The 21,328-nt window shown below is 71.9% G+C and carries 22 protein-coding genes; 11 read left to right on the forward strand and 11 right to left on the reverse strand.

Annotated elements, in window-relative coordinates; genetic code table 11:
• From MUB56_RS13200 to MUB56_RS13220, 5 genes are all read right to left on the reverse strand, one after another.
• Nucleotides 1-1,977 carry a DUF4157 domain-containing protein gene (locus tag MUB56_RS13200; RefSeq protein WP_244927483.1) on the reverse strand — a complete coding sequence of 659 codons (1,977 nt, stop codon included), beginning with the start codon at nt 1,975-1,977 and terminating at the stop codon, nt 1-3.
• A 64-nt stretch (nt 1,978-2,041) separates the two neighbouring features.
• Complete coding sequence (locus MUB56_RS13205; protein ID WP_244927484.1) at nt 2,042-3,904, reverse strand: ATP-binding protein; 1,863 nt, start codon at nt 3,902-3,904, stop codon at nt 2,042-2,044.
• Nucleotides 3,905-3,957: 53 nt separating this feature from the next.
• Complete coding sequence (locus MUB56_RS13210; RefSeq protein ID WP_244927485.1) at nt 3,958-4,518, reverse strand: hypothetical protein; 561 nt, start codon at nt 4,516-4,518, stop codon at nt 3,958-3,960.
• Nucleotides 4,515-5,111: a SatD family protein gene (locus MUB56_RS13215; protein ID WP_244927486.1), complete on the reverse strand. Its 597-nt coding sequence runs from the start codon at nt 5,109-5,111 to the stop codon at nt 4,515-4,517. Before MUB56_RS13215 ends, MUB56_RS13210 begins: the two co-directional genes overlap by 4 nt.
• An 83-nt stretch (nt 5,112-5,194) precedes the next feature.
• Nucleotides 5,195-5,710 carry a class I SAM-dependent methyltransferase gene (locus MUB56_RS13220; protein WP_244927487.1) on the reverse strand — a complete coding sequence of 172 codons (516 nt, stop codon included), beginning with the start codon at nt 5,708-5,710 and terminating at the stop codon, nt 5,195-5,197.
• 73 nt (nt 5,711-5,783) lie between these two features.
• Here MUB56_RS13220 and dapB point away from each other — a divergent pair, with 73 nt between their 5' ends.
• Nucleotides 5,784-6,530 (forward strand): 4-hydroxy-tetrahydrodipicolinate reductase, encoded by a 747-nt coding sequence (gene dapB / locus MUB56_RS13225; RefSeq protein ID WP_244932401.1) that lies wholly within the window; start codon nt 5,784-5,786, stop codon nt 6,528-6,530.
• 79 nt (nt 6,531-6,609) lie between these two features.
• Nucleotides 6,610-8,142 carry a M4 family metallopeptidase gene (locus MUB56_RS13230; protein ID WP_244927488.1) on the forward strand — a complete coding sequence of 511 codons (1,533 nt, stop codon included), beginning with the start codon at nt 6,610-6,612 and terminating at the stop codon, nt 8,140-8,142.
• Between the two features lie 206 nt (nt 8,143-8,348).
• On the opposite strand, the gene MUB56_RS13235 is transcribed toward MUB56_RS13230, so the two are convergent.
• Nucleotides 8,349-9,407 (reverse strand): zinc-dependent dehydrogenase, encoded by a 1,059-nt coding sequence (locus MUB56_RS13235; RefSeq protein WP_244927489.1) that lies wholly within the window; start codon nt 9,405-9,407, stop codon nt 8,349-8,351.
• Between the two features lie 197 nt (nt 9,408-9,604).
• Here MUB56_RS13235 and MUB56_RS13240 point away from each other — a divergent pair, with 197 nt between their 5' ends.
• The gene (locus MUB56_RS13240; RefSeq protein ID WP_244927490.1) at nt 9,605-11,593 is read left to right on the forward strand and encodes a PTS sugar transporter subunit IIA; all 1,989 of its coding nucleotides are present in this window, start codon (nt 9,605-9,607) and stop codon (nt 11,591-11,593) included.
• Nucleotides 11,594-11,630: 37 nt separating this feature from the next.
• Here the strand turns inward: MUB56_RS13240 and MUB56_RS13245 are convergent, their stop codons facing one another.
• The 3 genes from MUB56_RS13245 to MUB56_RS13255 are packed head-to-tail and all read right to left on the reverse strand — an operon-like array spanning nt 11,631 to nt 13,164.
• Nucleotides 11,631-11,927 carry an AzlD domain-containing protein gene (locus MUB56_RS13245; protein ID WP_244927491.1) on the reverse strand — a complete coding sequence of 99 codons (297 nt, stop codon included), beginning with the start codon at nt 11,925-11,927 and terminating at the stop codon, nt 11,631-11,633.
• Complete coding sequence (locus MUB56_RS13250) at nt 11,924-12,613, reverse strand: AzlC family ABC transporter permease (RefSeq protein WP_244927492.1); 690 nt, start codon at nt 12,611-12,613, stop codon at nt 11,924-11,926. The genes MUB56_RS13245 and MUB56_RS13250 overlap by 4 nt, the downstream gene beginning before the upstream one ends.
• Nucleotides 12,610-13,164, reverse strand: coding sequence for a GNAT family N-acetyltransferase (locus MUB56_RS13255; protein WP_244927493.1), 555 nt, complete (start codon nt 13,162-13,164; stop codon nt 12,610-12,612). The genes MUB56_RS13250 and MUB56_RS13255 overlap by 4 nt, the downstream gene beginning before the upstream one ends.
• Nucleotides 13,165-13,208: 44 nt before the next feature.
• Here MUB56_RS13255 and MUB56_RS13260 point away from each other — a divergent pair, with 44 nt between their 5' ends.
• Entirely contained in the window at nt 13,209-14,216 is a 1,008-nt protein-coding gene (locus MUB56_RS13260; protein WP_244927494.1) for an aldo/keto reductase family protein, read from the forward strand.
• A 44-nt stretch (nt 14,217-14,260) separates the two neighbouring features.
• Here the strand turns inward: MUB56_RS13260 and MUB56_RS13265 are convergent, their stop codons facing one another.
• A complete protein-coding gene (locus MUB56_RS13265; protein WP_244927495.1) occupies nt 14,261-15,076 on the reverse strand; it encodes a hypothetical protein in 816 nt (271 codons plus the stop codon).
• Nucleotides 15,077-15,095: 19 nt separating this feature from the next.
• A complete protein-coding gene (locus tag MUB56_RS13270; protein WP_244927496.1) occupies nt 15,096-15,680 on the reverse strand; it encodes a DUF3043 domain-containing protein in 585 nt (194 codons plus the stop codon).
• A gap of 163 nt (nt 15,681-15,843) precedes the next feature.
• On the opposite strand from MUB56_RS13270, the gene MUB56_RS13275 reads away from it, so the two are divergent.
• From MUB56_RS13275 to MUB56_RS13300, 7 genes are all read left to right on the forward strand, one after another.
• Nucleotides 15,844-16,635: a PspA/IM30 family protein gene (locus tag MUB56_RS13275; RefSeq protein WP_244927497.1), complete on the forward strand. Its 792-nt coding sequence runs from the start codon at nt 15,844-15,846 to the stop codon at nt 16,633-16,635.
• Between the two features lie 42 nt (nt 16,636-16,677).
• Nucleotides 16,678-17,607, forward strand: coding sequence for a zinc metalloprotease HtpX (gene htpX, locus MUB56_RS13280; RefSeq protein WP_244927498.1), 930 nt, complete (start codon nt 16,678-16,680; stop codon nt 17,605-17,607).
• Nucleotides 17,608-17,620: 13 nt separating this feature from the next.
• A complete protein-coding gene (locus tag MUB56_RS13285; RefSeq protein ID WP_244927499.1) occupies nt 17,621-18,208 on the forward strand; it encodes a hypothetical protein in 588 nt (195 codons plus the stop codon).
• Between the two features lie 90 nt (nt 18,209-18,298).
• Nucleotides 18,299-18,754 (forward strand): biotin/lipoyl-binding protein, encoded by a 456-nt coding sequence (locus tag MUB56_RS13290; protein ID WP_244927500.1) that lies wholly within the window; start codon nt 18,299-18,301, stop codon nt 18,752-18,754.
• 199 nt (nt 18,755-18,953) lie between these two features.
• Nucleotides 18,954-19,481, forward strand: coding sequence for a hypothetical protein (locus MUB56_RS25955; RefSeq protein ID WP_348536727.1), 528 nt, complete (start codon nt 18,954-18,956; stop codon nt 19,479-19,481).
• Nucleotides 19,478-20,176: an ABC transporter ATP-binding protein gene (locus MUB56_RS13295; RefSeq protein ID WP_348536688.1), complete on the forward strand. Its 699-nt coding sequence runs from the start codon at nt 19,478-19,480 to the stop codon at nt 20,174-20,176. Before MUB56_RS25955 ends, MUB56_RS13295 begins: the two co-directional genes overlap by 4 nt.
• Entirely contained in the window at nt 20,173-21,318 is a 1,146-nt protein-coding gene (locus MUB56_RS13300; protein WP_244927501.1) for an ABC transporter permease, read from the forward strand. Before MUB56_RS13295 ends, MUB56_RS13300 begins: the two co-directional genes overlap by 4 nt.
• Nucleotides 21,319-21,328 lie beyond the last annotated feature (10 nt).

A 21,328-nucleotide genomic window follows, 5' to 3' on the forward strand; every position in this document is an offset into this window, starting at 1 on the left:
TCACAGGGCCTCGACCAGCGAGATCTTCTTCTCGATGAGCTCCTGACCCGAGTCGGACAGCGCCACCGGAGCGTCGACACCGATGGAGGACAGGAGCATGAAGCTGTCGTGCATCTCCTGCTGCGGGCCCGTCGCGAGCGATTCCTTGACCGGCACGCCGTGGTCGCTGAGCTCGACCGCCGCCGGCACGAGGTTGTAGTCGCCTCCGGCCGTGAGCGCGGCACGGAGGCGGCCGGCGAGATCGCCGATGTCCGACGCCTCGCGGGCCACCGTGTTGGCGTGCTGGATGGCCTCCTTGCGCGTCTTCTGACGAACCGTGGGCTCGGCCGCGCCGGGAAGGTCCTTCTTCGGGATCTCGGGGACGAGGGCGTCCTCCAACGGCTTGTTGGCCTTGAGGTCCTCGGAGATCTTGGCCCGCTTCTTGGCGTCCTTGACCTTGCCGACGATCTTGGCGATCGCCATGCCGCCACCGATGAGCGCTGCGGCGAGGCCGATGCCCCATCCGATCGGGTTGCTGGCCAGGACGAGGACGCCGGCCGCGATCCCGAGCACGCCGAGGGTGGTCTTCGCTGCTGCGATGGCCAGCTTGTACTTCTGCGCCTTCAGGATCATCGCCTTCCAGGTCTCACCGGCGGTGGACAGCATGTCGCGGCCCTTACCCTTCGAGAGCGCCCAGATCTTCTTGCCCGCCTTGTAGCCCTTCCAGAGCCCCTGCAGGGTGGAGATGGCGCCGGTCGCGATGCCGAGGCCACCGGCGGCAGTCCGGAGCCCGACGTCGCCCGCGGTCTTGCCGGCCTCGAGGGCGGCCTGCATCCCCATCTTGGCGGTGGCGTTGCCGCCGGCCGCGCTGACGACGAAGCCGGTCTCGACGCCGGCCTTCGCGACGCCGGCGAGGCCGAGGCCCCCGGCGATGCCCTGCGACTTGCCCTTGCGGACGCCCAGCGCCGTGGCGCCCTGGTCTCCGAACTCCTGACCCTCGTCGCGCAGGGTGCTGCCGGACATGCTGCCCATGATGCCGGAGTCACCGCCGGTGAGAGCACCGCTCATCTCGCCGGTCAAGCCGCTCGTGGCGCCCATGCCGGTCGCGAGGCCAGCGACCGTGGCGCCGGCGACCAGACCGAGACCCAGTCCACCCTTGACCCCCTCCTTGGTGGCCGAGGGGATAGCGCCGGACGGCCCGGCGTACGGCGTGTTCGCCTTCGTGGTGGCCGCGTCCGTCTTCTTCTGCGCGGCGGCCTTCTCCTCCTCGGGGGTCTTCTTCCAGAACTTCCAGTTCACCCGGCGGATCTGGTCGGACACGGCCACGCCGCGGGTGACCGCGGCCTGGGAACGGGCCGCCACCAGCCGGTGTGCACCTCCCGACGGCTGCAGGGTGTGGGCGAGCTCGTGGGCGAGGACCTTGTCGCCAGACGGGGTGCCGGGGGCGTACTGGCCCTTGCCGAAGAAGACGTCCTTGCCGGTGGTGAACGCCCGGGCGGAGACGGCGGTGTTGAGCTTGGCGGACGCGTCGTCGTTGTGGATCCGGACGCCGGAGAAGCTGGACCCGAAGGCCCCCTCCATGCGCCGACGCACCTCGGCGTCGAGCGGCTTGCCGGCGCCGCGGCGGCTCTCGATGGCCGAGCTGGTGCCGGAGTCGAGGGCGCCGCCCTCGTAGCCGACGACCGGACTGGCGCTGGGTGCGGGGGAGCGGCGGAGGTGGTCGCAGCCGGGGCCGTGCTGGTGGGCCTCGGGAGCGGCCACGGCGCCCGCGCCGACCTCGAGGCGGCGCAGGCGGGAGAGGGCGACGTCGGCCATCTGGTCGGCGTCGGCCTCGGCGCGGTCCTCGGCGTGCCCGACGAAGAGGCTGCCGATCGGGGCCGCCTCGGCGGCCGCGGGCAGCGGCACCGGTGCGGCGGGGACGGCGACGTCGGCCGCCGCCCGCTGGACCACGGGCGCGGGCGTGTCCGGCCGCGCGCTCTTGTCGCGCTCGAGGCTCATACCCCGCATTCTGAGGCACCGCGCGGTCCTGCGTGCGCCGAACGGCCAGAACGGTCCCGCCGGCCTAGCGCACGGGTGGGCGGCGACCGAGCTTGATGTGCTCGCGGCGTACGGCGTCGGCCACGTGCCGCATGCCGAGCGGGTGGCCCTGGGCGACCGCGGCGTACACCGCGGCGAGCACCATGTTGCGGATGTCACCGCCGGCCAGCTCGACGGAGTTGCTGAGCCAGTCGACGTCGACCGGGTCCTCCGGGTCGACGGCGATCCCGGCGAGGTGGTGGAGCCACAGCCGGTGCCGGGTCGGCTGGTCGGGGTCGGGGAAGGCGACCATGAAGTGCAGCCGGCGGGCGAACGCGGGGTCGAGGTTGCCGCGCAGGTTGCTGGCCAGCACGGTGATGCCGTCGAACTGCTCCATCCGCTGGAGCAGGTAGGCGATCTCCTGGTTGGCGTAGCGGTCCTTGGCGTCCTTGACCTCCGAGCGGGATCCGAACAGCGCGTCGGCCTCGTCGAAGAAGAGCACGGCATTGGTCGCCTCGGCCTCGAGGAAGACCTTCTCGAGGTTCTTCTCGGTCTCGCCGATGTACTTGTCGACGATGGTGGAGAGGTCGACCTGGTAGAGGTCCATGCCGAGCGAGTCGGCCACGACGTGCGCCGCGAGGGTCTTGCCGGTGCCGGGGGGCCCGGAGAAGAGGGCACAGATGCCGATCCCCTTGCCGCCCTTGCCGTGCAACGGACCCATCGCGACCACCTCGTCGCGGAACCGCGCCCAGTCCAGCATCCGGGTCACCTCGCCCAACGCGGCCGGCGGGAGGACGAGGTCGTCGAGGCTCACCGAGGATCCGGCGTTCGCACGCACCGACCGGCCCCGGCTGAGCTCGCGGGCGGAGTGGCGGATCCGGTCGGCAGAGATGCCCTCCTCGCCGTGCAGGGTGGCCGTGGTCGCGGCGTGCCGGCCGACGCTCACGATCTGCTCGGGGGAGAGCGGCATCCCGGTGATCTCGCGGCTGCCGGCCAGCTCGCCCAGCAGCGGCTCCCAGAGCGACTGGCGCTCCGCGACCGAGAGCCGGGGCGCCGGCACGGTCAGGGGGAGGTCCGCCGGCCAGGCGGGGTCCCAGGGCTCGCCGCTCACCGCGATGACGGGTACGACGGAGCGCGTGTAGGAGTCGGCCCGCGCCTTCTCGGCGTTGACCAGGACCAGCACGGTGCCGGACAGGCCGCACTCCACGAGCAGGTCCAGGACGACGTCGTGGACCTGGGCGGCCGCGTCGAGCCGGCCGAGGTCGGCGATCAGGCAGGACACGCCGAGCTGGTGGCACGCGGCCGTGGCCATGGCGGCTCCGGCCCCGCCGCCGGGGGCGTGCACCCAGACCAGGCGCTGCCCGGCGCGGAGCGCGGAGACGAGCAGGTCGGTGCCCTCGACGGCGACGGGGACGCCGTCGAGCAGCAGCCCCAGCACGGCCCGGGTCGGGACGTCGTCGCCCGCCAGGAAGCCCGAGACCCGTTCCGTCACCACGACCCGCCTGCTGAGCAGGACGTCGGTGCCGGCGACGCTCACCAGGCCGTAGCGGATCAGCGGGGAGCGTTCCCCGAAGTGGGTGCGGGCGGACCGGGCGTCGGCGGGCAGCCCGGCGAGCTCCAGAGCCACGGCGACGGTCGGTCGGCCCGGGTGGCCGTCGCCGGCGAGCAGGCCGAGCAGCAGGTGGCCGCTGACGCTCTGCTCGGCCGCGGCGGCGACCTCCAGCAGGTCGGTCTCGTGCTCACCGAGCCCGAACTGGTGCCGGATGGTCTTGAGCGCGGAGCCCAGCTCGGGGTCGACGCCGTCCGCGGCGACGGCGGCGAGCGCGGCCCGGGCGGTCGCCGCCTGCTCCCAGCCGGCATCGGCCCTGCGCTCGACGGCGCTCGTCAGTCGAACGGCGAGGGTCTCCACGGCGTCAGGATCGCACGTGTCGTCGGCCGTGTCCGGAGTACGGCGGCAGTGCGTCAGCCCAGCAGGACGAGGCGGACGACGCCGGCGCAGGCGCAGGCCCAGAGCACGCTGGTGAACGTGCCGATGATGAACCGCTCGGCCGCACCGGCCGACGATCCGCTGCGCAACTCGGGGTAGCGGCCCAGCCCCTTGACGGCCAGCGCGATGGCGAGGCCCTCGACCTGGCCGCTGACCAGGCTGGCGAAGACGGCGATCCGCTCCAGGGCGCCGATCCAGGCACCGCCGCGCAGCACGGAGCCGGCGGTGTGGATCGGCTGTTGGTCGCCGGTCGAAGGGTGGTCGTGGCGATCGACCCAGGCGAAGACGAGCGCGGTCAACGGCCCGCCACCGACGGCGGCGAGCGAGCCGGCGAGGACCACGAGCAGGGTGATGCCGCCGCGGCCCTCGACCAGGACCTCGGGGACGGCGCTCGCGGTGACGGTGGTGGCCGCGAGCAGTGCGACGGAGCAGGGGACCCAGACCGCGCGCCCGGCGGCCGTCCAGCCGACGGTGGCGGCGACGAGGGCCGCGCCGAGCAGGACGAGGACGACGAGTCCGGCGGTGTCGGTGCTCATCTGGTCTCCTGCTGCAGGGCGGCGGTGGCCAGGTGGGTGACGAGCTCGCGGGCGCGCCGGCCCTCGACGATGCCGGCCGCCTGGGCGCGCTGGCTGACCGCCGACTGGCTGATGCCGAGGGTGCGGGCGGTCTCGTCGTACGACAGCCCCGTGTCGACGAGGTCGGCGACCTCCCACCCGCGGGCGGTGCGGCGGGCCAGTACGGCGGCCCACAGCCACAGCGCGGACTCCAGCTGTCGGGCCGCGGGGTCGTCGCCGGCGACGCGGAGGTGCCAGGGACTGGTCTTCGCGGCGGTCACGGCCGCGCGGGCGTGGAGGTACGCCGCGCCGGCGCCGGCGCGGGCGTGTGGGGGGAGGGGCAGGTCGACGGCTCCGATGCCGATGCCGATGCTCCAGGTCCGGGCCCGCAGGAGCAGCTCGACCGCCGGCGGCAGCGCCGCCGGGTCCTCCAGCACGCCCTGGAGCTCGTCGCCGGCGGTCCGTTCGAAGGGCCGCAGCACGGGGACCTCGTCCAGCAGCTCCAACGCCGCGGGCACCTGGTCGCGGCCGCGCCTGCTGTCGCGCTGGTCGATCGTGAGCACCAGGACGGTCACGTGGTCTCCTCCTCGGTCCTCCCCTGATGACGAACCTACATTAGGGAATAACCTTACGGAAGATGGCTATAAGGCGAGAGGCTTCAGCGTCGACCGATGACGCCCACGACCGCGGGGGTCTTCTGCTCGACCACCGAGACCCGGAAGCCGCCGCCGGCCAGCGCCGCCGACGCCTTCTCGACGATGGTGGGCATCTGGTCGGGGAACTTCACCTCGTAGAACAAGAAAACCGCGCCGCCCGGGAGCACCCGCTCGTGGAGCAGGGCGATCTCGTCCGGGCACTCGCGCACCCAGAACAGGTTCACGTTGAAGGCGTAGACCTTGGTCAGCCGCTTCACCGGCACCCGCAGCGTCGCCAGGTCGATCTGGCGCACGGTGAGCCGTCCGGAGGCGACGTACTTCGCGCACCGCCGCTTGGTGCGGTCGACACCCGACTCCGAGCGATCGATCGCGAACAGCTTGCCAGTCTCCAGCTTGCTGCAGATCGCCTCGGCGCCCGCTCCGGGTCCGCAGCCGATCTCCAGGACGTGATCTGAGGGCTGGACGTCCATGAACTCGACCGCCCACCGGATCCGGGAGGGAATCGCCTGCGCCACCATGGGGCCCAGCCTGCCAGAACGGGTGCCCGGGTGGGGCCACCGGATGGCCCACTACGGTGGTGACGTGGGCGACGTGATCAAGGTGGGCGTGCTGGGCGCGCGGGGCAAAGTGGGCGCCGAGGTGTGCCGGGCGGTCGAGGAGAGCGCCGACACGACGCTGGTCGCGGCGGTCGACGCGGGCGACCCGATCCAGGCGCTGGTGGACGCCGGCGCCGAGGCGGTCGTCGACTTCACCCACCCCGACGTCGTGATGGACAACCTGAGGTTCTGCGTCGACCACGGCATCCACGCGGTCGTCGGCACCACCGGCTTCGACGATTCCCGGCTCGCCACGCTCCGCGGCTGGCTCGCCGGCTCGCCGGCCACCGGTGTCCTGATCGCCCCCAACTTCTCCATCGGCGCGATCCTGATGATGCGCTTCGCGGCCGCCGCGGCCCCGTTCTACGAGTCGGTGGAGGTCGTCGAGCTGCACCACCCCGACAAGGCGGACGCACCGTCCGGGACGGCCCGGCGTACGGCGGAGCTGATCGCCGCCGCGCGTCGCGAGGCCGGCTGCGCGCCGGTGCCCGACGCCACCTCGACCTCGCTCGAGGGCGCACGCGGGGCCGACGTCGACGGCATCCGGGTGCACGGGCTGCGGATCCGCGGCCTGGTCGCGCACCAGGAGGTCATCCTCGGCGGGGTGGGGGAGACGCTGACCATCCGCCACGACTCCCTCGACCGGGCCTCGTTCACCCCCGGCGTGCTGACCGGCCTGCGGGCGATCGCCGGTCACCCCGGCCTCACCGTCGGCCTCGAGCACTTCCTCGATCTCGACTGACCCGTAGCCCGGGCCCGGCTCTCGTCGTTGGTTCGTCAGGTCCGCCACTCGGGGCGGATCGGGACGAGAGGGTTGCACCATGCGCAGGAACTGGGGAGTCGCCACGCTGGCGACGCTCGCGATCGGCACGCTCGGGATCACGAGCGGCGGCGGGGCCGCCGAGGCCACCGGAGGCACGGCGTTCGCCGTCACCGACACCGTCACGGATGCCGGCGGGGCCACCCACGTCCGGATGGACCGGACCTACCACGGGCTGCGGGTGCTCGGCGGCGACCGGGTCGTGCACCGCGGGCCCGACGAGTCCCTGCGCGGCGTCAGCCAGACCCTGGACGCCGCGCTGACGCTGGCTATCAAGCCCAGCATCACGGCCGACGGGGCCGTGAAGCAGACCCTCGCCCCGGCCCGGGCGACCGCGGCGATCGCCGACCTGCGCACCGACGGCGCCCCGGAGCTGGTCGTCGACGCGCTCGGCGCCGAGCCCCGGCTCGCCTGGGAGGTCACCACCGGCGGCACCCAGGCCGACGGCACGCCCAGCCGGCTCGCGACGTACGTCGACGCCCGCACCGGCGCGGTGCTGCGCCGGGTGGAGGGCATCCACACCGCCGACGGCTCCGGGCAGTCGCTCTACAGCGGGACGGTCCCGCTGTCGATCGCGCAGTCCGGGTCGTCGTACACGCTGACCGACCCGGCGCGCGGCAACGCGCGGACGACCGACATGAAGAACAAGGAGGACTCGCTCCTGTGCCAGCTCCTCGGGGTCGGCTGCTCCACCGGCACGGCGTACTCCAGCCCCGACGCGTCCTTCGGCAGCGGCGCCAACGGCAACCGGGAGACCGCGGCGGTCGACGCCCACTACGGCGGCGCGCAGACCTTCGACTACTTCAAGCTGGTCCACGGCCGCAACGGGATCTTCGGCGACGGCACCGGCGCGCCGAGCCGGGTCCACTACGGCACCGGCTACGTGAACGCCTTCTGGGACGGCTCGAAGATGACCTACGGCGACGGCGACGGCACCGAGTTCGGTCCCCTGGTCTCCCTCGACGTGGCCGGGCACGAGATGAGCCACGGCGTCACCGAGAACACCGCGAACCTCACCTATTCCGGCGAGTCCGGCGGCCTGAACGAGGCGACCTCGGACATCTTCGGGACGATGGTGGAGTTCTACTCCGCCAACGCCAGTGACCCCGGCGACTACCTCATCGGCGAGAAGTTCGACCTCGTCCACCACACCGGCTTCCGGCGGATGGACGACCCGGACGCCGACGGCGCCTCGCAGAACTGCTGGACCAGTGGCACCAAGGACCTCGACGTCCACTACTCCTCGGGCGTCGGCAACCACTTCTTCTACCTGCTCGCCGAGGGCTCCGGCCCGAAGACCGTCGGCGGGGTCGCCCACAGCTCCACCACCTGCAACGGCTCCGCGGTGAGCGGCATCGGCCGCGACGTGGCAGCGAGGATCTGGTTCCGGGCCCTGACGGTCTACATGACCTCCGGCACGACCTACGCCCAGGCCCGGACGGCCACGCTCGCCGCGGCCACCGACCTGTACGGCGCCGGCAGCCCCCAGCGGGCCGCCGTCGCCGCCGCGTGGAGTGCGGTCAACGTGTCCTGACGCTCCGGCGCCGGATGCGCCGAGGCCCGTGTTGGAGGGGGATCCAGCACGGGCCTCGTGTGTGTGCTGCGTTCGGCTACCGGGCGTCCGGCGCGCTGTGCTTGCGCCGGCCGGGCGGTTAGGTTTCGGCACGCCGTCACGGCCTCGCAGGCTCGGCCGTGGGCTTGCTCAACCTCACCGTTTCGAGCCGTGAGCGACTTCGTCGCTCACGGCTCGACGGTGACCTTGATGGCTTTGCCGGCTTTGACGATCTGGAAGGCGTCCAGCACGCGCTCCAGGGGGATGTGCTCGGTGATCAGGTCCTTGACCGGCACCTGGCCGGTGGAGATGTACTCCAGGGCCCGCTTGTTGTGCTCGGGGGCGGAGCCGTTGGCACCGTGGATGTGCAGCTGGCGGTAGTGCACGACGTTGGAGTCGCAGGTGATGGTCGGGTCGGTCTTCGGCAGGCCGCCGAAGAACGAGATCCGGCCGTTGCGCGCGGCCATCGCGATGGCCTGCTCCTGGGTGACGTTGGCGGCGGTGGCGGTGATGATCACGTCGGCGCCCCGGCCGCCGGTGAGCTCCATGACCCGTTCGACGACGTCGACCTGGGAGCCGTCGATCGTCTCCTCGGGCTGCACGGCGTCGGCCGACATCTTGAGCCGCTCGGCGTTGACGTCGACGAGGTAGACCGGCCCGGCCCGGTGGACGCCGCGGGCGATCCGGATGTGCATGCAGCCGATCGGGCCGGCGCCGAAGACGACGACGGTGTCGCCCTCCTCGATGCCGAGCAGCTCCTGGGCGTTGATCGCGCAGGCGAACGGCTCGGCGGCGGAGGCCTCGTCGTACCCGACGTTGTCGGGGATCCGGTTGAGTCCGTCGACCTTCAGCACCTGCTGGGGGACGATCATGTACTCGGCGAAGCCGCCGTCGTACTGGTAGCCGACCGAGGTCTGGTTCGCACAGACCGCCATCCAGCCCTTGCGGCACTCGTGGCACTCGCCGCACGGGACCGCGGCGATCACCTGCGCGCGGTCGCCGACGGCCCAGGAGGCGCCGTACGTCGCGTTGACGTTCGCACCGACCTCGACGACCTCGCCCGCGATCTCGTGACCGATGGTCCGCGGTGGGGTGAGGTTCTGGTGGCCGTTGTAGAAGATCTTCACGTCGGTGCCGCAGGTCGAGCAGTTCTTGACCTTCAGCTTGATCTCGTCGGGGCCGCACTCCGGCTCCGGCACGTCCTCGAGCCGGACGTCCTCGGGTGCGTAGAACCGCAGGGCCTTCATCTCGCATGTCCTCCTGGTGGCGGCGGGGCTGGTGACGGTCGCAAATCGTCGGACCAGCGTACCCCATCCATGTTGATATTCCCCTGGATGTGTTGGTTTGGAACCCTTGACGTCGCCAATGAGGAGGAATATAAAGGCATTCAAAGATACTCGTGACAGGGGTCACACGGGTCGACGGCGTTCGGAAAGAGGTCCCCATGGCCACCACCACATCGACGGTCTCCAGCCAGAGCGGCGGGGTGCGCGTCCACGTACAGAAGTTCGGCACGGCGATGTCGAACATGATCATGCCCAACATCCCGGCCCTGATCGCCTGGGGCCTGCTGACCGCCCTGTTCATCGACGTCGGCTGGCTTCCCAACGAGGACCTGGCGACCATGGTCGGCCCGGCGATCCACTACCTGCTGCCGATCCTGATCGCGGGCACGGGCGGCCGGATGATCTACGGCGACCGGGGCGCCGTCGTCGGTGCCTTCGCGGTGATGGGCGCCATCGCCGGCTCCGACCTGCTGATCGCCGAGTTCAACGCCGACCTGATCGCCGGAGACCCCGACGCCTCGGAGCTCGGACAGGTCCACATGTTCATCGGGGCGATGATCCTCGGCCCGCTCTCGGCCTGGGTCATGAAGACCCTCGACGGGTTGTGGGAGGGCAAGATCCGCGCCGGCTTCGAGATGCTCGTCAACATGTTCTCGGCCGGCATCACGGCCTTCGTGATGGCGCTCGTCGGCTTCTACACCGTGGCGCCGTTGGTCAACAAGGTCATGGACATCGCCGCCGACGTCGTCGAGAAGCTGGTCGACAACAATCTGCTGCCGCTGACCTCGGTCTTCATCGAGCCGGCCAAGGTGTTCTTCCTGAACAACGCCATCAACCACGGTGCACTGACCCCGCTCGGCCTCTCCGAGGCCGCGGAGGAGGGCAAGTCGGTGCTGTTCCTGCTCGAGGCCAACCCCGGCCCGGGGCTCGGCCTGCTGCTGGCCTTCTCCTTCTTCGGCAAGGGCATCGCCCGGGCCACCGCCCCCGGTGCCGCGGTCATCCAGTTCTTCGGCGGCATCCACGAGATCTACTTCCCGTACGTGCTGATGAAGCCGAAGCTGATCCTGGCCATGATCGCCGGCGGCATGACCGGGGTGGCGGTCAACGTCGCGTTCGACGTGGGCCTGCGTGCCCCGGCCGCTCCGGGATCGATCTTCGCGGTCTACGCCCAGACCGCGAAGGGCTCCTACGTCGGCGTCACGCTCGCGGTCGTCGCCTCCGCAGCGGTGACCTTCGCCGTGGCCGCCTTCCTGCTCCGGCTCGACAGGAGTGACGACGAGGGGGATCTGGCCGCCGCCACGGCGCAGATGGAGGCCAACAAGGGCAAGAAGTCGTCGGTCGCGTCCCTGCTGACCAGCGGCTCCGCGGCCGGCTCCGGCCCGATCGGCTCGATCGTCTTCGCCTGCGACGCCGGCATGGGCTCCTCCGCCATGGGCGCCTCGGTGCTCCGCAAGAAGATCCGGGCGGCCGGGTTCCCCGACGTCACGGTCGTCAACAAGGCGATCGCCAACCTGAGCGACGAGTACGACCTGGTGGTCACCCACCAGGACCTGACGGCCCGGGCGGAACAGAAGACCGGGTCGGCGATCCACGTCTCCGTCGACAACTTCATGGCCAGTCCGCGCTACGACGAGATCGTCGAGCTGGTCCAGCAGCGCAACGGCGCGGGTGGCGACACCGCGGTCGCGGAGGCGCCGGCCGGCATCGACCCCGCCGGGCTGCTCGAGCTGGGCTCGATCGTGCTCGACGCCCCGAGCGAGAGCCGCGACGCCGCGATCACCCGAGCCGGTGAGCTCCTGGTCGCCGCCCGGGCCGCGGACTCGTCGTACGTCGACGCGATGCACGCCCGGGAGGAGTCGGTCTCGACCTTCATGGGCAACGGCCTGGCGATCCCGCACGGCACCAACGAGGCGAAGGCGGCGATACGGCGGACGGCGATCTCGTTCGTGCGCTACGCCGAGCCGGTCGAGTGGAAGAACAAGCAGGTGCGGTTCGTCGTGGGCATCGCGGCCCTCGGCGACGACCACCTCAAGCTCCTGGGGCGGATCGCCGAGATCTTCCTCGACAAGGAGCAGGTCGCCCGCCTGGAGTCGGCGGCCACCCCGGCCGAGGTGATGGAGATCCTGGGCGCGGTCCAGCCGGTCTGACCCAGGCCCGTCCCACCCGCGGCCCTGGCCCGGCTCCTCAGAGCCGGACCAGGGCCGCGGTGGCTGCGGCGCCGACCACGACGACGAGGAACGGCGCCCGCACGAGCAGCAGCAGCACGGCCGCCCCGAGGCCGGCCGCGCGGGCGTCCAGCGTCAGCCGGCTGCCGTCGGCGAACACCTGGACGGCGACCAGCGCAGCGAGCAGGGCGACGGGGATCAGGTCGGCCACCCGTCGTACGACGGGCCGCTCCAGCACCGACGCCGGGACGGAGAGCCCGGCGAGCTTGAGCAGGTAGCAGCCGAGGCCGGCAGCGAGGATCGCGGCCCAGGTCATCGCATACCCCTGGCCAGGACGCCGACCAGCAGGGCGACGCCGCCCGCGGCGAGCACCGGCACACCGGCCGGCGCGAACGGGACGACGCCGAGCGCGACCGCGACCGCCAGCACGGCGACCAGCCGGTTGCGGGGCTCGGTCAGCCGCGGCCACAGCAGCGCGAGGAACGCACCGCCGGCCGCGGCGTCGAGCCCGTAGGTGCGCGGGTCGCCGATGGCCTCGCCGGCGACCGCGCCGACGAGGGTGAAGAGGTTCCAGAGCAGGAAGATGGAGCTGCCCGTGACCAGGAAGCCGGTGCGGGCCCGATCGGTCGTGTCGCGGGTGACCGACATGGCGCTCGACTCGTCGATCAGGAGCTGGGCCGCGCCGAGCCGGCGTACCCCGGACCAGGCGAGCAGGGGCGCGAGCCGCAGCCCGTAGAGGGTGTTGCGGGTGCCGAGCAGCAGCGCCGCCGCGGCACCGGAGACCGGTGAGCCGCCGCCCGCGAGCACGCCGATGAGCGCGAACTGGGAGGCGCCGGTGAACATCAGCAGCGACAGCACGCAGGTCTGCGCGACGCTCAGCCCGGAGGTGACGGACAGTGCGCCGAAGGAGACGCCGTACAGGCCGGTCGCGATCCCGACCCCGAGGCTGTCGCGGACGATCCCGGCGCGCTGCGGGTCCGACTCGTCGGTCGCTGCCGTCACGTCAGCGCGGTGTGCAGGCGGACCTGCCTGACGAGCGTGCTGCCCTCTCCGTCGAGATCGAGCTCGCGGTGCGCGCCGTCGGCGGCCCACCCGGCGGCGACGAGGAACGCGCGCAGCCGGTCGTCACTGGCGACCGTCCAGGTCACGGCCCGGGTGAACCGGTCCGCGACCATCGTGTCGGCGACCGCCTGCAGCAGCCGCGAGCCGTGCCCCTTGCCGCGCTCGGCGGCGTCGACGGTCAGCTCGGCGAGCTCGCCGTCGGCGACGGGGTCGCAGTCGGGGTCGGTCGTGGGGCCGGTGATCGCGAAGCCGCAGACCCGGTTGCGCTCCAGGGCGACCAGGACCCGGTGCCGGGCGTCCTGCGGGCGGGTGAGCGCGGCGCGCCAGGTCTCGGTGGCGTGGGCCGTGGCCTCGGGTCCGCTCGGGAACTCGTCCGCCGGCACCAGCCCGCCGTACATCTCGGGCCAGGCACGCAGCTGCAGGTCGGCGATCGCGGGGGCGTCGTCGGCCCAGGCCACGCGGACGGAGACGTCGGCGGTGGGAAGGCTCATGCACTCATCCTCGCAGGCCCCCGACGGCTCAGTAGGGTCGAGTCATGGAGATCCGCAACCTCGGCAAGAGTGGCCTGAAGATCTCGGCCATCGCGTACGGCAACTGGCTCACCCACGGCTCGCAAGTGGAGGAGGCCGCCGCCACGGCGTGCGTCCGGCAGGCCCTCGAGGAGGGCATCACCACGTTCGACACCGCGGACGTCTACGCCAACACCGCCGCCGAGACGGTGCTCGGGAAGGCGTTGGCGGGGGAGCGGCGCGCGGGGCTGGAGATCTTCACCAAGGTCTACTGGCCGACCGGCCCGGGCGGGCCCAACGACCACGGCCTGTCGCGCAAGCACATCCTGGAGTCCATCGACGGCTCGCTGCGCCGGCTCGGGACCGACCACGTCGACCTCTACCAGGCGCACCGCTACGACTACGAGACGCCGCTGGAGGAGACGATGGAGGCCTTCGCCGACGTCGTCCGCTCCGGCAAGGCGCTCTACATCGGGGTCTCGGAGTGGCGGGCCGAGGAGATCCGCGCCGCCCACGCGCTGGCCCGCGAGCTGCGGATCCCGCTCGTGTCGAACCAGCCGCAGTACAGCATGCTTTGGCGGGTCATCGAGACCGAGGTCGTGCCCGCCTCCGAGGAGCTGGGCATCGGCCAGATCGTGTGGTCGCCGATCGCGCAGGGGGTGCTCACCGGCAAGTACCTGCCCGGTCAGCCGCACCCCGCCGGCTCGCGCGCCACGGACGAGAAGGGCGGCGCCGACATGATCAGCCGCTGGCTCAAGGACGACGTCCTCGAACGGGTCCAGCGGCTGCAGCCGATCGCCGCCGACGCGGGCCTCAGCATGGCCCAACTCGCCGTGGCCTGGGTGCTGCAGAACGACAACGTCTCCGCGGCGATCATCGGTGCCAGCCAGCCCGAGCAGGTCACCGACAACGTCAAGGCCGCCGGGGTCAGGCTCGACGCCGACGTACTCGCCGCCATCGACGACGTGCTCGGCCCGATCGTCGAGCGGGATCCCGCCAAGACGAAGTCCCCGGCGCGGCGCGACTTCGGCTGAGCCGATCGTCCCTGACCTCCTGCGCCCTCGGCGGCTGCCGAAGGTCAGGGACTGACGGCTTGGGCGCGGGTGAGCCGGATGGCGCCGACGGTGGAGAGCAGCAGGCCGAGCACGACCGACCACCACCAGCCGTCGCGCACGCTGTCGCCCAGGAGGGCGACCCCGACCAGGGCGGGGACGAAGGTCTGGCCCACGATCATCGGGGCGGTGGTGGCCGAGATCGCATCGCCGTGCATGCCGCGGGAGTAGAGCCAGAACGCGATCAGGCTGAGCGAGGGTACGGCGAGCGCGGCCAGGACCGTGCTCGTGTCGACCGGTGTGCCGACCCCGCGGACGGCGATCGCGGAGCCGGCGTACCCGAGACCGGCGAGGGTGCCGAGACCGGCGCCGCCGAGCCGGCCGCCGGCGGTCGAGGCGAGACCGAGCAGGGCGACGCCCGCCCACAGGCAGACCAGGAACGCCGAGTCGGTCCGCACCGAGCCCGCGCTGCCGGACCCGAGGGCCAGGAGCACGAGGCCGGCCGAGACCAGGCCGATCGAGCCCCACTGGCCGCCGTCGAGCCGCTCGGAGAGCCGGCGGGAGGTGAACGCGGTGACCGGGAGCGACATCGCGATCGTGGCCTGCGCGAGGTAGAGGGGCAGCAGCCAGATCGCCACCGCGTGCAGCAGGAAGCCGACGAGGTAGGCGATCAGCACCGCCCAGGTCCAGGCGTCGCGCACGGAGGTGCGCACGAAGGACAGGAGCCGGTCGGGCGACGCGGCGGTGCGTCGTACGCCGTGCGCTTGCGCGACCGCGGCGACGCCGAAGACGAAGGCGCTGAGCAGCCCGGCCGCCAGGCCGTAGACCTGGTCGGTGGTCACGGGTGGGTCAGCGCGCCGGTCAGCGGTAGGTCTCGGGGAGCCGCTGGCCGATCTTGACCTGCGGCTTGGGCATCCGCAGGAAGCGCGGGTTCAGCGCCCGGCTGATGCCGTAGTAGGTGGTGCCCTTGGTGCTCTCGTCCGGGAACCGGGCGGCGAGCTCGCGCCGCAGCCGGAAGCGGAGCCGGAGGATGTCGAAGACCAGCATCAGCATCGTCGCGAGCAGCAGGAAGCTGCTGAGCTCCATCAGGCTGTCGACGCCGGTGTAGCCGAGGATCATCGAGACGATCAGCAGCGGGAACAGGATGTCGAGGAAGGTGAAGCGGCAGTCCACGAAATCGCGGACGAAGCGTCGCATCGGGCCCTTGTCGCGCGGCATGTAGTAGCGCTCGTCGCCGGTCTTCATCGCGGCGCGGACCTGCTGACTCGACTCCGACCGGGCCTCGCGCTGCGCCCGGGCGAGCTCCTTGCGGGTGCGCGGGGTCTTGGCCCGCGCACGTGCGGCGGCCTCAGCCTCCTTGCGGCTGGGGGTCGGGCGTCCCTTGCCGCCGGGCTTGGCCTCGGCGGGCTGGGGGGACTCGGTCTCGGACTTGCTGCGACGGAACAACGGTGGCCTTCTGATCGAGCTGGCGGGACGCGGGCGACGGGCGCCCCCACCTTACCGGCGCCGTGCTCAACGCGTGCCGTACCGGGTCGCCCGGCCTTGGCGATCGGTCATAGGGTGAGGGGCACGTGGCGGCAGCGCTGGAACACCACCGAGAGGGACCCCCATGAGCCTGATGAAACGCATCAGCTTGATCTTCAAGTCCAAGGCCCACAAGGCCATCGATCGCGCCGAGGACCCGCGCGAGACCCTCGACTACAGCTACCAGCGTCAGCTCGACCTGCTCGCCAAGGTACGCCGCGGGGTCGCTGACGTCGTCACCAGCCGCAAGCGGGTGGAGCTGCAGATCAAGCAGCTCGAGCAGCAGCAGGCCAAGCTCCAGAAGCAGGCCCAGCAGGCCATCGACATGAGCCGCGAGGACCTGGCCCGCGAGGCACTCACCCGCAAGTCCGGGCTGAGCGGCCAGATCGCCGACCTGACCACGCAGCTCGAGCAGCTGCAGGCCGAGGAGGAGAAGCTCACCCGCGCCCAGCAGCAGCTGCAGACCAAGGTGGAGGCCTTCCGCACCCGCAAGGAGACGATCAAGGCGACCTACACGGCCGCCGAGGCGTCGACGCGCATCAACGAGGCGATGTCCGGCATCGGCGACGAGATGGGCGACGTCGGCCAGGCGATCCAGCGCGCCGAGGACAAGACTCAGCAGATGCAGGCCCGCGCCGGCGCGATCGACGAGCTGATCGCCTCCGGCGTCCTCGACGACGCGAGCTCGATGAACCGCGGCGACGACATCGCCCGCGAGCTGGAGGCGATGAGCTCCCAGTCCGAGGTCGAGGCCGAGCTGGCCCGCCTCAAGGGTGGGAGCTCGCCGGCCGCGATCGAGGCCCCCGAGGAGCCCGGCACGGCCGGCAACGGCGTCGTCTACGAGGCGAGCGAGAAGCCGACCGAGGAACCTCGCTGACCCTCACAGGAACCTCTTGGTAAGACCCCGGAGAATAGGGACATGGCACGTAGCCGCTTCCTCCCTGACCGCGGGCTCACCGCCCGGATGACCCTCGTGATGTTCCTGCTCGGCGCTCTGTTCGTCCTGCTCGTCGGCGGCCTGATGGCGCTGGTCGGCTCCTCGGGGTACGGCGCCCTGGTGCCGGTCGTCGGCCTGATCGGCATCGGCGTCGCGGTCTACCAGTGGTGGAGCTCCGACACCGTCGCGATGCGGGCGATGCGGGCCCGCGAGGTGACCCCGCAGCAGGCGCCGGAGCTGCACGGGATGATCGACCGGCTCTGCGCGATGGCCGACATGCCGAAGCCCCGGGTCGGCATCGCCGACTCGGCGATCCCCAACGCGTTCGCGACCGGCCGCTCGCCCGACCGCGCGGTCGTCTGCGTGACCACCGGCATCCTCAACACCCTGACCACCGAGGAGCTGGAGGGCGTCCTGGCCCACGAGCTGTCCCACGTCGCCCACCGCGACGTCCTGGTCATGACCGTCGCCTCGAGTGCCGGGATCGTGGCCGGCATGCTCACCCAGGGCGCGCAGTACGGCGCCTTCCTCGGCGGCGGCCGCCGCGACAACAACAACAGCCCGCTGCCGATCTGGCTGGTCGTGCTCCTGGTCAGCATGGTCGTGTACGCCGTCAGCTTCGTGCTGCTGAAGCTGCTCTCGCGCTACCGCGAGTTGTCGGCCGACCGGGCCGGGGCGTACCTCACGATGAAGCCGCAGGCGCTCGCCTCCGCCCTGCAGAAGATCACCGGCGAGATGAACACCATCCCGACCAAGGACCTGCGCGCCTCGCAGGCGATGAACGCGTTCTTCATCGCCCCCGCGATCAAGGGCGTCGCGCTGCGCACCCTCACCTCGACCCACCCCTCGCTGGAGCAGCGGCTCGAGCAGCTGGCCGAGATCCAGGCGGACCTGAGCCGGCGTACCACCTGATGGGCCTGAACTGATGGGCCTGTGGGACTCGCTGCTCGGACGGTCCAAGCCCAAGCAGGCCAACCTCGACGCCCTCTTCGGCGTCGCGAACGCCGCCGTCACGCTGGAGACCACCCTCGGGCTGGTGCCGACCGGCGACGGCTCGGTCTGCTACCGCGGTGCCTCCGGGGTCGCGTTCGCCGAGACCGAGCGTGACCTGGTCGAGCTGATCCGCAGCACGGGCGACGCGCCGGAGGTGCGGGTCACCGGCGACGGCTTCGGCTTCACCTGGGTCGAGGTCGACCGCGAGCCGGGCTCCGGCGTCGAGGGGCTGTGCGCCAGCCTGCACGCGGTCAACACCAGCCTCGAGGACCAGGGCTTCGGGCCCGGCCTGCTGTGCACGGTCGTGACCTTCGAGGACCCGGCCGGGCGGCACGTCGGCCTGGTCTACCTCTACAAGCAGGGCACCTTCTACCCGTTCGTGCCGACCGGGGCGCAGCAGCGCGACAACCTGACGGAGATCCAGATCCGCGACGCACTGCGCGGCGAGCTCCCGGTCGAGCCGGACCTGTCGCGGTGGATGGCACTCTGGGGCGCTCCGGGCCTCACAGGTTCCTCATAGGTTCGGCCCACCGCCGCCACAGTCCCGCCGACGAGTCTGATCGCGGCAGGTCCGCCCAGGGCCTGCGCACGATCGTCGGAGGGATCACTCTTGCCCAGGTTGTTCCGAGGGAGATCGCGACGCCTGCTCGCGGTCCCCGTCGTCCTGCTCGTCGCCGTCGGCGGCACCGGTGCCTGGCTGCTGACCCGGGAGGAGTCCGTGGCCGTCGAGCCGACCACCTCGACGGTGTCGTCCGAGACCGTCCGGGAGACGGTCGCGGCGTCCGGCACGATCGCGGCGGCCCGGAGGGTGGACCTCTCCTTCGAGGTCTCCGGGACGGTCACCCGGGTGCTGGTCGCCGAGGGCGACAAGGTCCGCAAGGGCCAGGCGCTCGCCCGGATCGGTGCGAGCACCCTGCTCGCGCGGCGCACCGCCGCCGTGGCCACGCTCGACGCGGCGTACACCCCAGCTCGAGGAGGATCAGGCCGGCGACGCCTCGGCCACCCAGCTCGCGGCCGACCAGGCCGCCGTCCTCACGGCCCAGGACTCCGTCGCCGAGGCCCGTGAGGCCGTCGACGACACGACGCTGCGGTCCACGATCCGCGGCACCGTCGTCAGCCTCGACCTGGCCGAGGGCGACGTCGTCGGCTCCGGCGGCGGATCGTCGGTGGGCGGTGCGTCCTCCCCGTCGAGCTCCTCGGGCTCGACAGGCTCGACGGACTCGACGACGACCAGCGCCGTCACGATCGTCTCCACCTCGGAGTTCGTGGTCGACGCCACCGTCGCCGCCGAGGACGTCGCGGACCTGAAGACGGGCCTGCAGGCCGAGGTCACCCCCAGCGGTGCGACCGAGGTCGTGTACGGCACGGTCACCGAGGTGGGTCTGGTCGCGGAGACCAACAGCAGCGGCGCCGCGGTCTTCCCGGTCACCGTTGAGATCACCGGGAAGCAGCAGGACCTGTACGCCGGCACCTCGGCCGACGTCTCGATCATCGTCAAGCAGACCGCGGGCGTCCTGACGGTCCCGAGCCGAGCGCTCACGACCGAGGACGGCGCGACGTACGTCACCAGGATCGTCGACGGCGACCAGGTCAGGACCGAGGTCGAGACCGGCAGGGTGTGCGGCCTGTCGACCGAGGTGCTCTCCGGCCTGGCCGAGGGCGATGTCGTCGAGATCCCCGGCTTCTCCCGCCCGACCGGCGGTGGCGACGGCGGAGAGATGCAGTTCCCGGGCGGCGGCCAGCCGCCCGGCGGCGGCCAGCCGCCCGGCGGCATGGGCGGAGCTCCCTCGTGAGCGGCATCATCGACCTCGAGGGCGTTCGCAAGACCTACCGCTCCGGCAGCATCGAGTTCGAGGCGCTCTGCGGCATCGACACGAGCATCGCCGAGGGGGAGTACGTCGCGGTCATCGGTCCGTCCGGCTCGGGCAAGTCGACGCTGATGAACATCCTCGGCTGCCTCGACACTCCGAGCGAGGGCCGCTACCTGCTCGCCGGCGAGGACGTGTCGGGGATGAGCGAGGCCCAGCTGGCCGAGGTGCGCAACCGGCGCATCGGCTTCGTCTTCCAGCAGTTCAACCTCCTGGCGACGCTGCCGGCCTGGCGCAACGTCGAGCTCCCGCTCGTGTACGCCGGCGTGCCCCGGGTCGAGCGTCGTGAGCGCGCCGTCGCTGCGCTGGGCCGGGTGGGTCTCGCCGACCGGACCGACAACCGGCCGGGCGAGCTGTCCGGTGGCCAGCAGCAGCGGGTCGCGGTCGCCCGCGCGCTGGTCACCGAGCCCGCGATGATCCTGGCCGACGAGCCGACCGGCAACCTCGACTCGAAGTCGACGACCGACGTGCTCGCGCTGCTCGACGAGCTGCACGGGGCCGGCCGGACCATCGTGCTGATCACCCACGAGCACGAGGTCGCCGCCCGGGCGAGCCGGAACCTGGTCATCCGAGACGGCCGGATCACGTCCGACGAGCTGGTCGGCGGGGTGCACCGGTGAGCTGGCTCGAGACCCTCCGCGCCGCCGCCGAGGCGGTCCGGGCCCATCGGCTCCGCTCGGTCCTGACCATGCTCGGGATCGTCATCGGGATCTCGTCGGTGATCCTCACCGTCGGCCTCGGCCAGGGTGCCCAGGACCAGGTGCGCCAGCAGATCAGCGCCCTGGGCAGCAACCTGCTGATCATCTCGCCCGGCAGCAGCACCGACTCCAGCGGCCTGCGCGGCGGCTTCGGCTCCGCGTCCACGCTGACCCTCCGAGACGCCACGGCCATCGCGGACGAGACCGTGGTCCCGGACGCGTCCGAGGTCGCACCCACCACCTCGACGTCCGCCTCGCTGGAGGCGGGGGAGACCAACTGGACCAGCTCGGTCGTGGGCACCACGACCAGCTGGCTCGACGTCCGGACCCGGGAGCTCTCCGCGGGCCGGTTCTTCTCCGCGGCCGAGGTGGAGCAGGCGGCCGACGTCGTCGTGCTCGGCCCCGACACGGCCGGCGAGCTGTTCGCGAGGGGCAGCCCGGTCGGGCAGACCGTCACGGTCGACGGCACCCCGATGACCGTGATCGGTGTGCTGACCTCGTCGGGCGCGTCCGCTAGCGGCACCAGCGAGGACGACCTCGCCGTCGTACCGATCAGCACGGCCAAGCGGCTCACCGGGACCGCGTCGTCGTCGGTCTCGACGATCTATGTCGAGGCCGCCTCGGCCGACACCCTGACCGCGGCGTACCAGGAGATCAACGCGCTGCTGCTCGCGCTGCACGGGGTGAGCGCCGACGAGGCCGACTTCTCCATCTCGACCCAGGACTCCCTGGTCGAGACGGCGAACTCGACCAACGAGACCCTGACCGTGCTGCTCGCGGGCATCGCCGCGATCTCGCTGCTGGTCGGCGGGATCGGGGTCATGAACATCATGCTCGTCTCCGTCACGGAGCGGATCCGCGAGATCGGGCTGCGCAAGGCGCTCGGCGCGACCCCGAGCGTGATCCGGCACCAGTTCCTCGTGGAGGCCTCGCTGCTCGGCTTCACCGGCGGCCTGGTCGGCGTCCTGGTGGGCGTGGTCGGCGCCCAGCTGCTGCCGGCGATCATCGACCAGCCGGTCTCCGTGTCCCTGGTCGCCACCCTCGGCGCCATCGGCACCGCCTAGGCGCTCGGCA

The sequence above is a fragment of the Nocardioides sp. W7 genome, from assembly GCF_022919075.1.
Classification (GTDB): Bacteria; Actinomycetota; Actinomycetes; order Propionibacteriales; family Nocardioidaceae; genus Nocardioides.

Excerpts from the sequence above, each read along its gene's own strand:
- MUB56_RS13210 (WP_244927485.1), bottom strand. The coding sequence starts at position 4,518 with ATGAGCACCGACACCGCCGGACTCGTCGTCCTCGTCCTGCTCGGCGCG.
- MUB56_RS13255 (WP_244927493.1), bottom strand. The coding sequence starts at position 13,164 with ATGAGCCTTCCCACCGCCGACGTCTCCGTCCGCGTGGCCTGGGCCGAC.
- htpX (WP_244927498.1), top strand. The coding sequence starts at position 16,678 with ATGGCACGTAGCCGCTTCCTCCCTGACCGCGGGCTCACCGCCCGGATG.
- MUB56_RS13200 (WP_244927483.1), bottom strand. The coding sequence starts at position 1,977 with ATGAGCCTCGAGCGCGACAAGAGCGCGCGGCCGGACACGCCCGCGCCC.
- MUB56_RS13275 (WP_244927497.1), top strand. The coding sequence starts at position 15,844 with ATGAGCCTGATGAAACGCATCAGCTTGATCTTCAAGTCCAAGGCCCAC.
- MUB56_RS13240 (WP_244927490.1), top strand. The coding sequence starts at position 9,605 with ATGGCCACCACCACATCGACGGTCTCCAGCCAGAGCGGCGGGGTGCGC.
- MUB56_RS13235 (WP_244927489.1), bottom strand. The coding sequence starts at position 9,407 with ATGAAGGCCCTGCGGTTCTACGCACCCGAGGACGTCCGGCTCGAGGAC.
- MUB56_RS13245 (WP_244927491.1), bottom strand. The coding sequence starts at position 11,927 with ATGACCTGGGCCGCGATCCTCGCTGCCGGCCTCGGCTGCTACCTGCTC.
- MUB56_RS13230 (WP_244927488.1), top strand. The coding sequence starts at position 6,610 with ATGCGCAGGAACTGGGGAGTCGCCACGCTGGCGACGCTCGCGATCGGC.
- MUB56_RS13220 (WP_244927487.1), bottom strand. The coding sequence starts at position 5,710 with ATGGTGGCGCAGGCGATTCCCTCCCGGATCCGGTGGGCGGTCGAGTTC.
- MUB56_RS13260 (WP_244927494.1), top strand. The coding sequence starts at position 13,209 with ATGGAGATCCGCAACCTCGGCAAGAGTGGCCTGAAGATCTCGGCCATC.
- MUB56_RS13285 (WP_244927499.1), top strand. The coding sequence starts at position 17,621 with ATGGGCCTGTGGGACTCGCTGCTCGGACGGTCCAAGCCCAAGCAGGCC.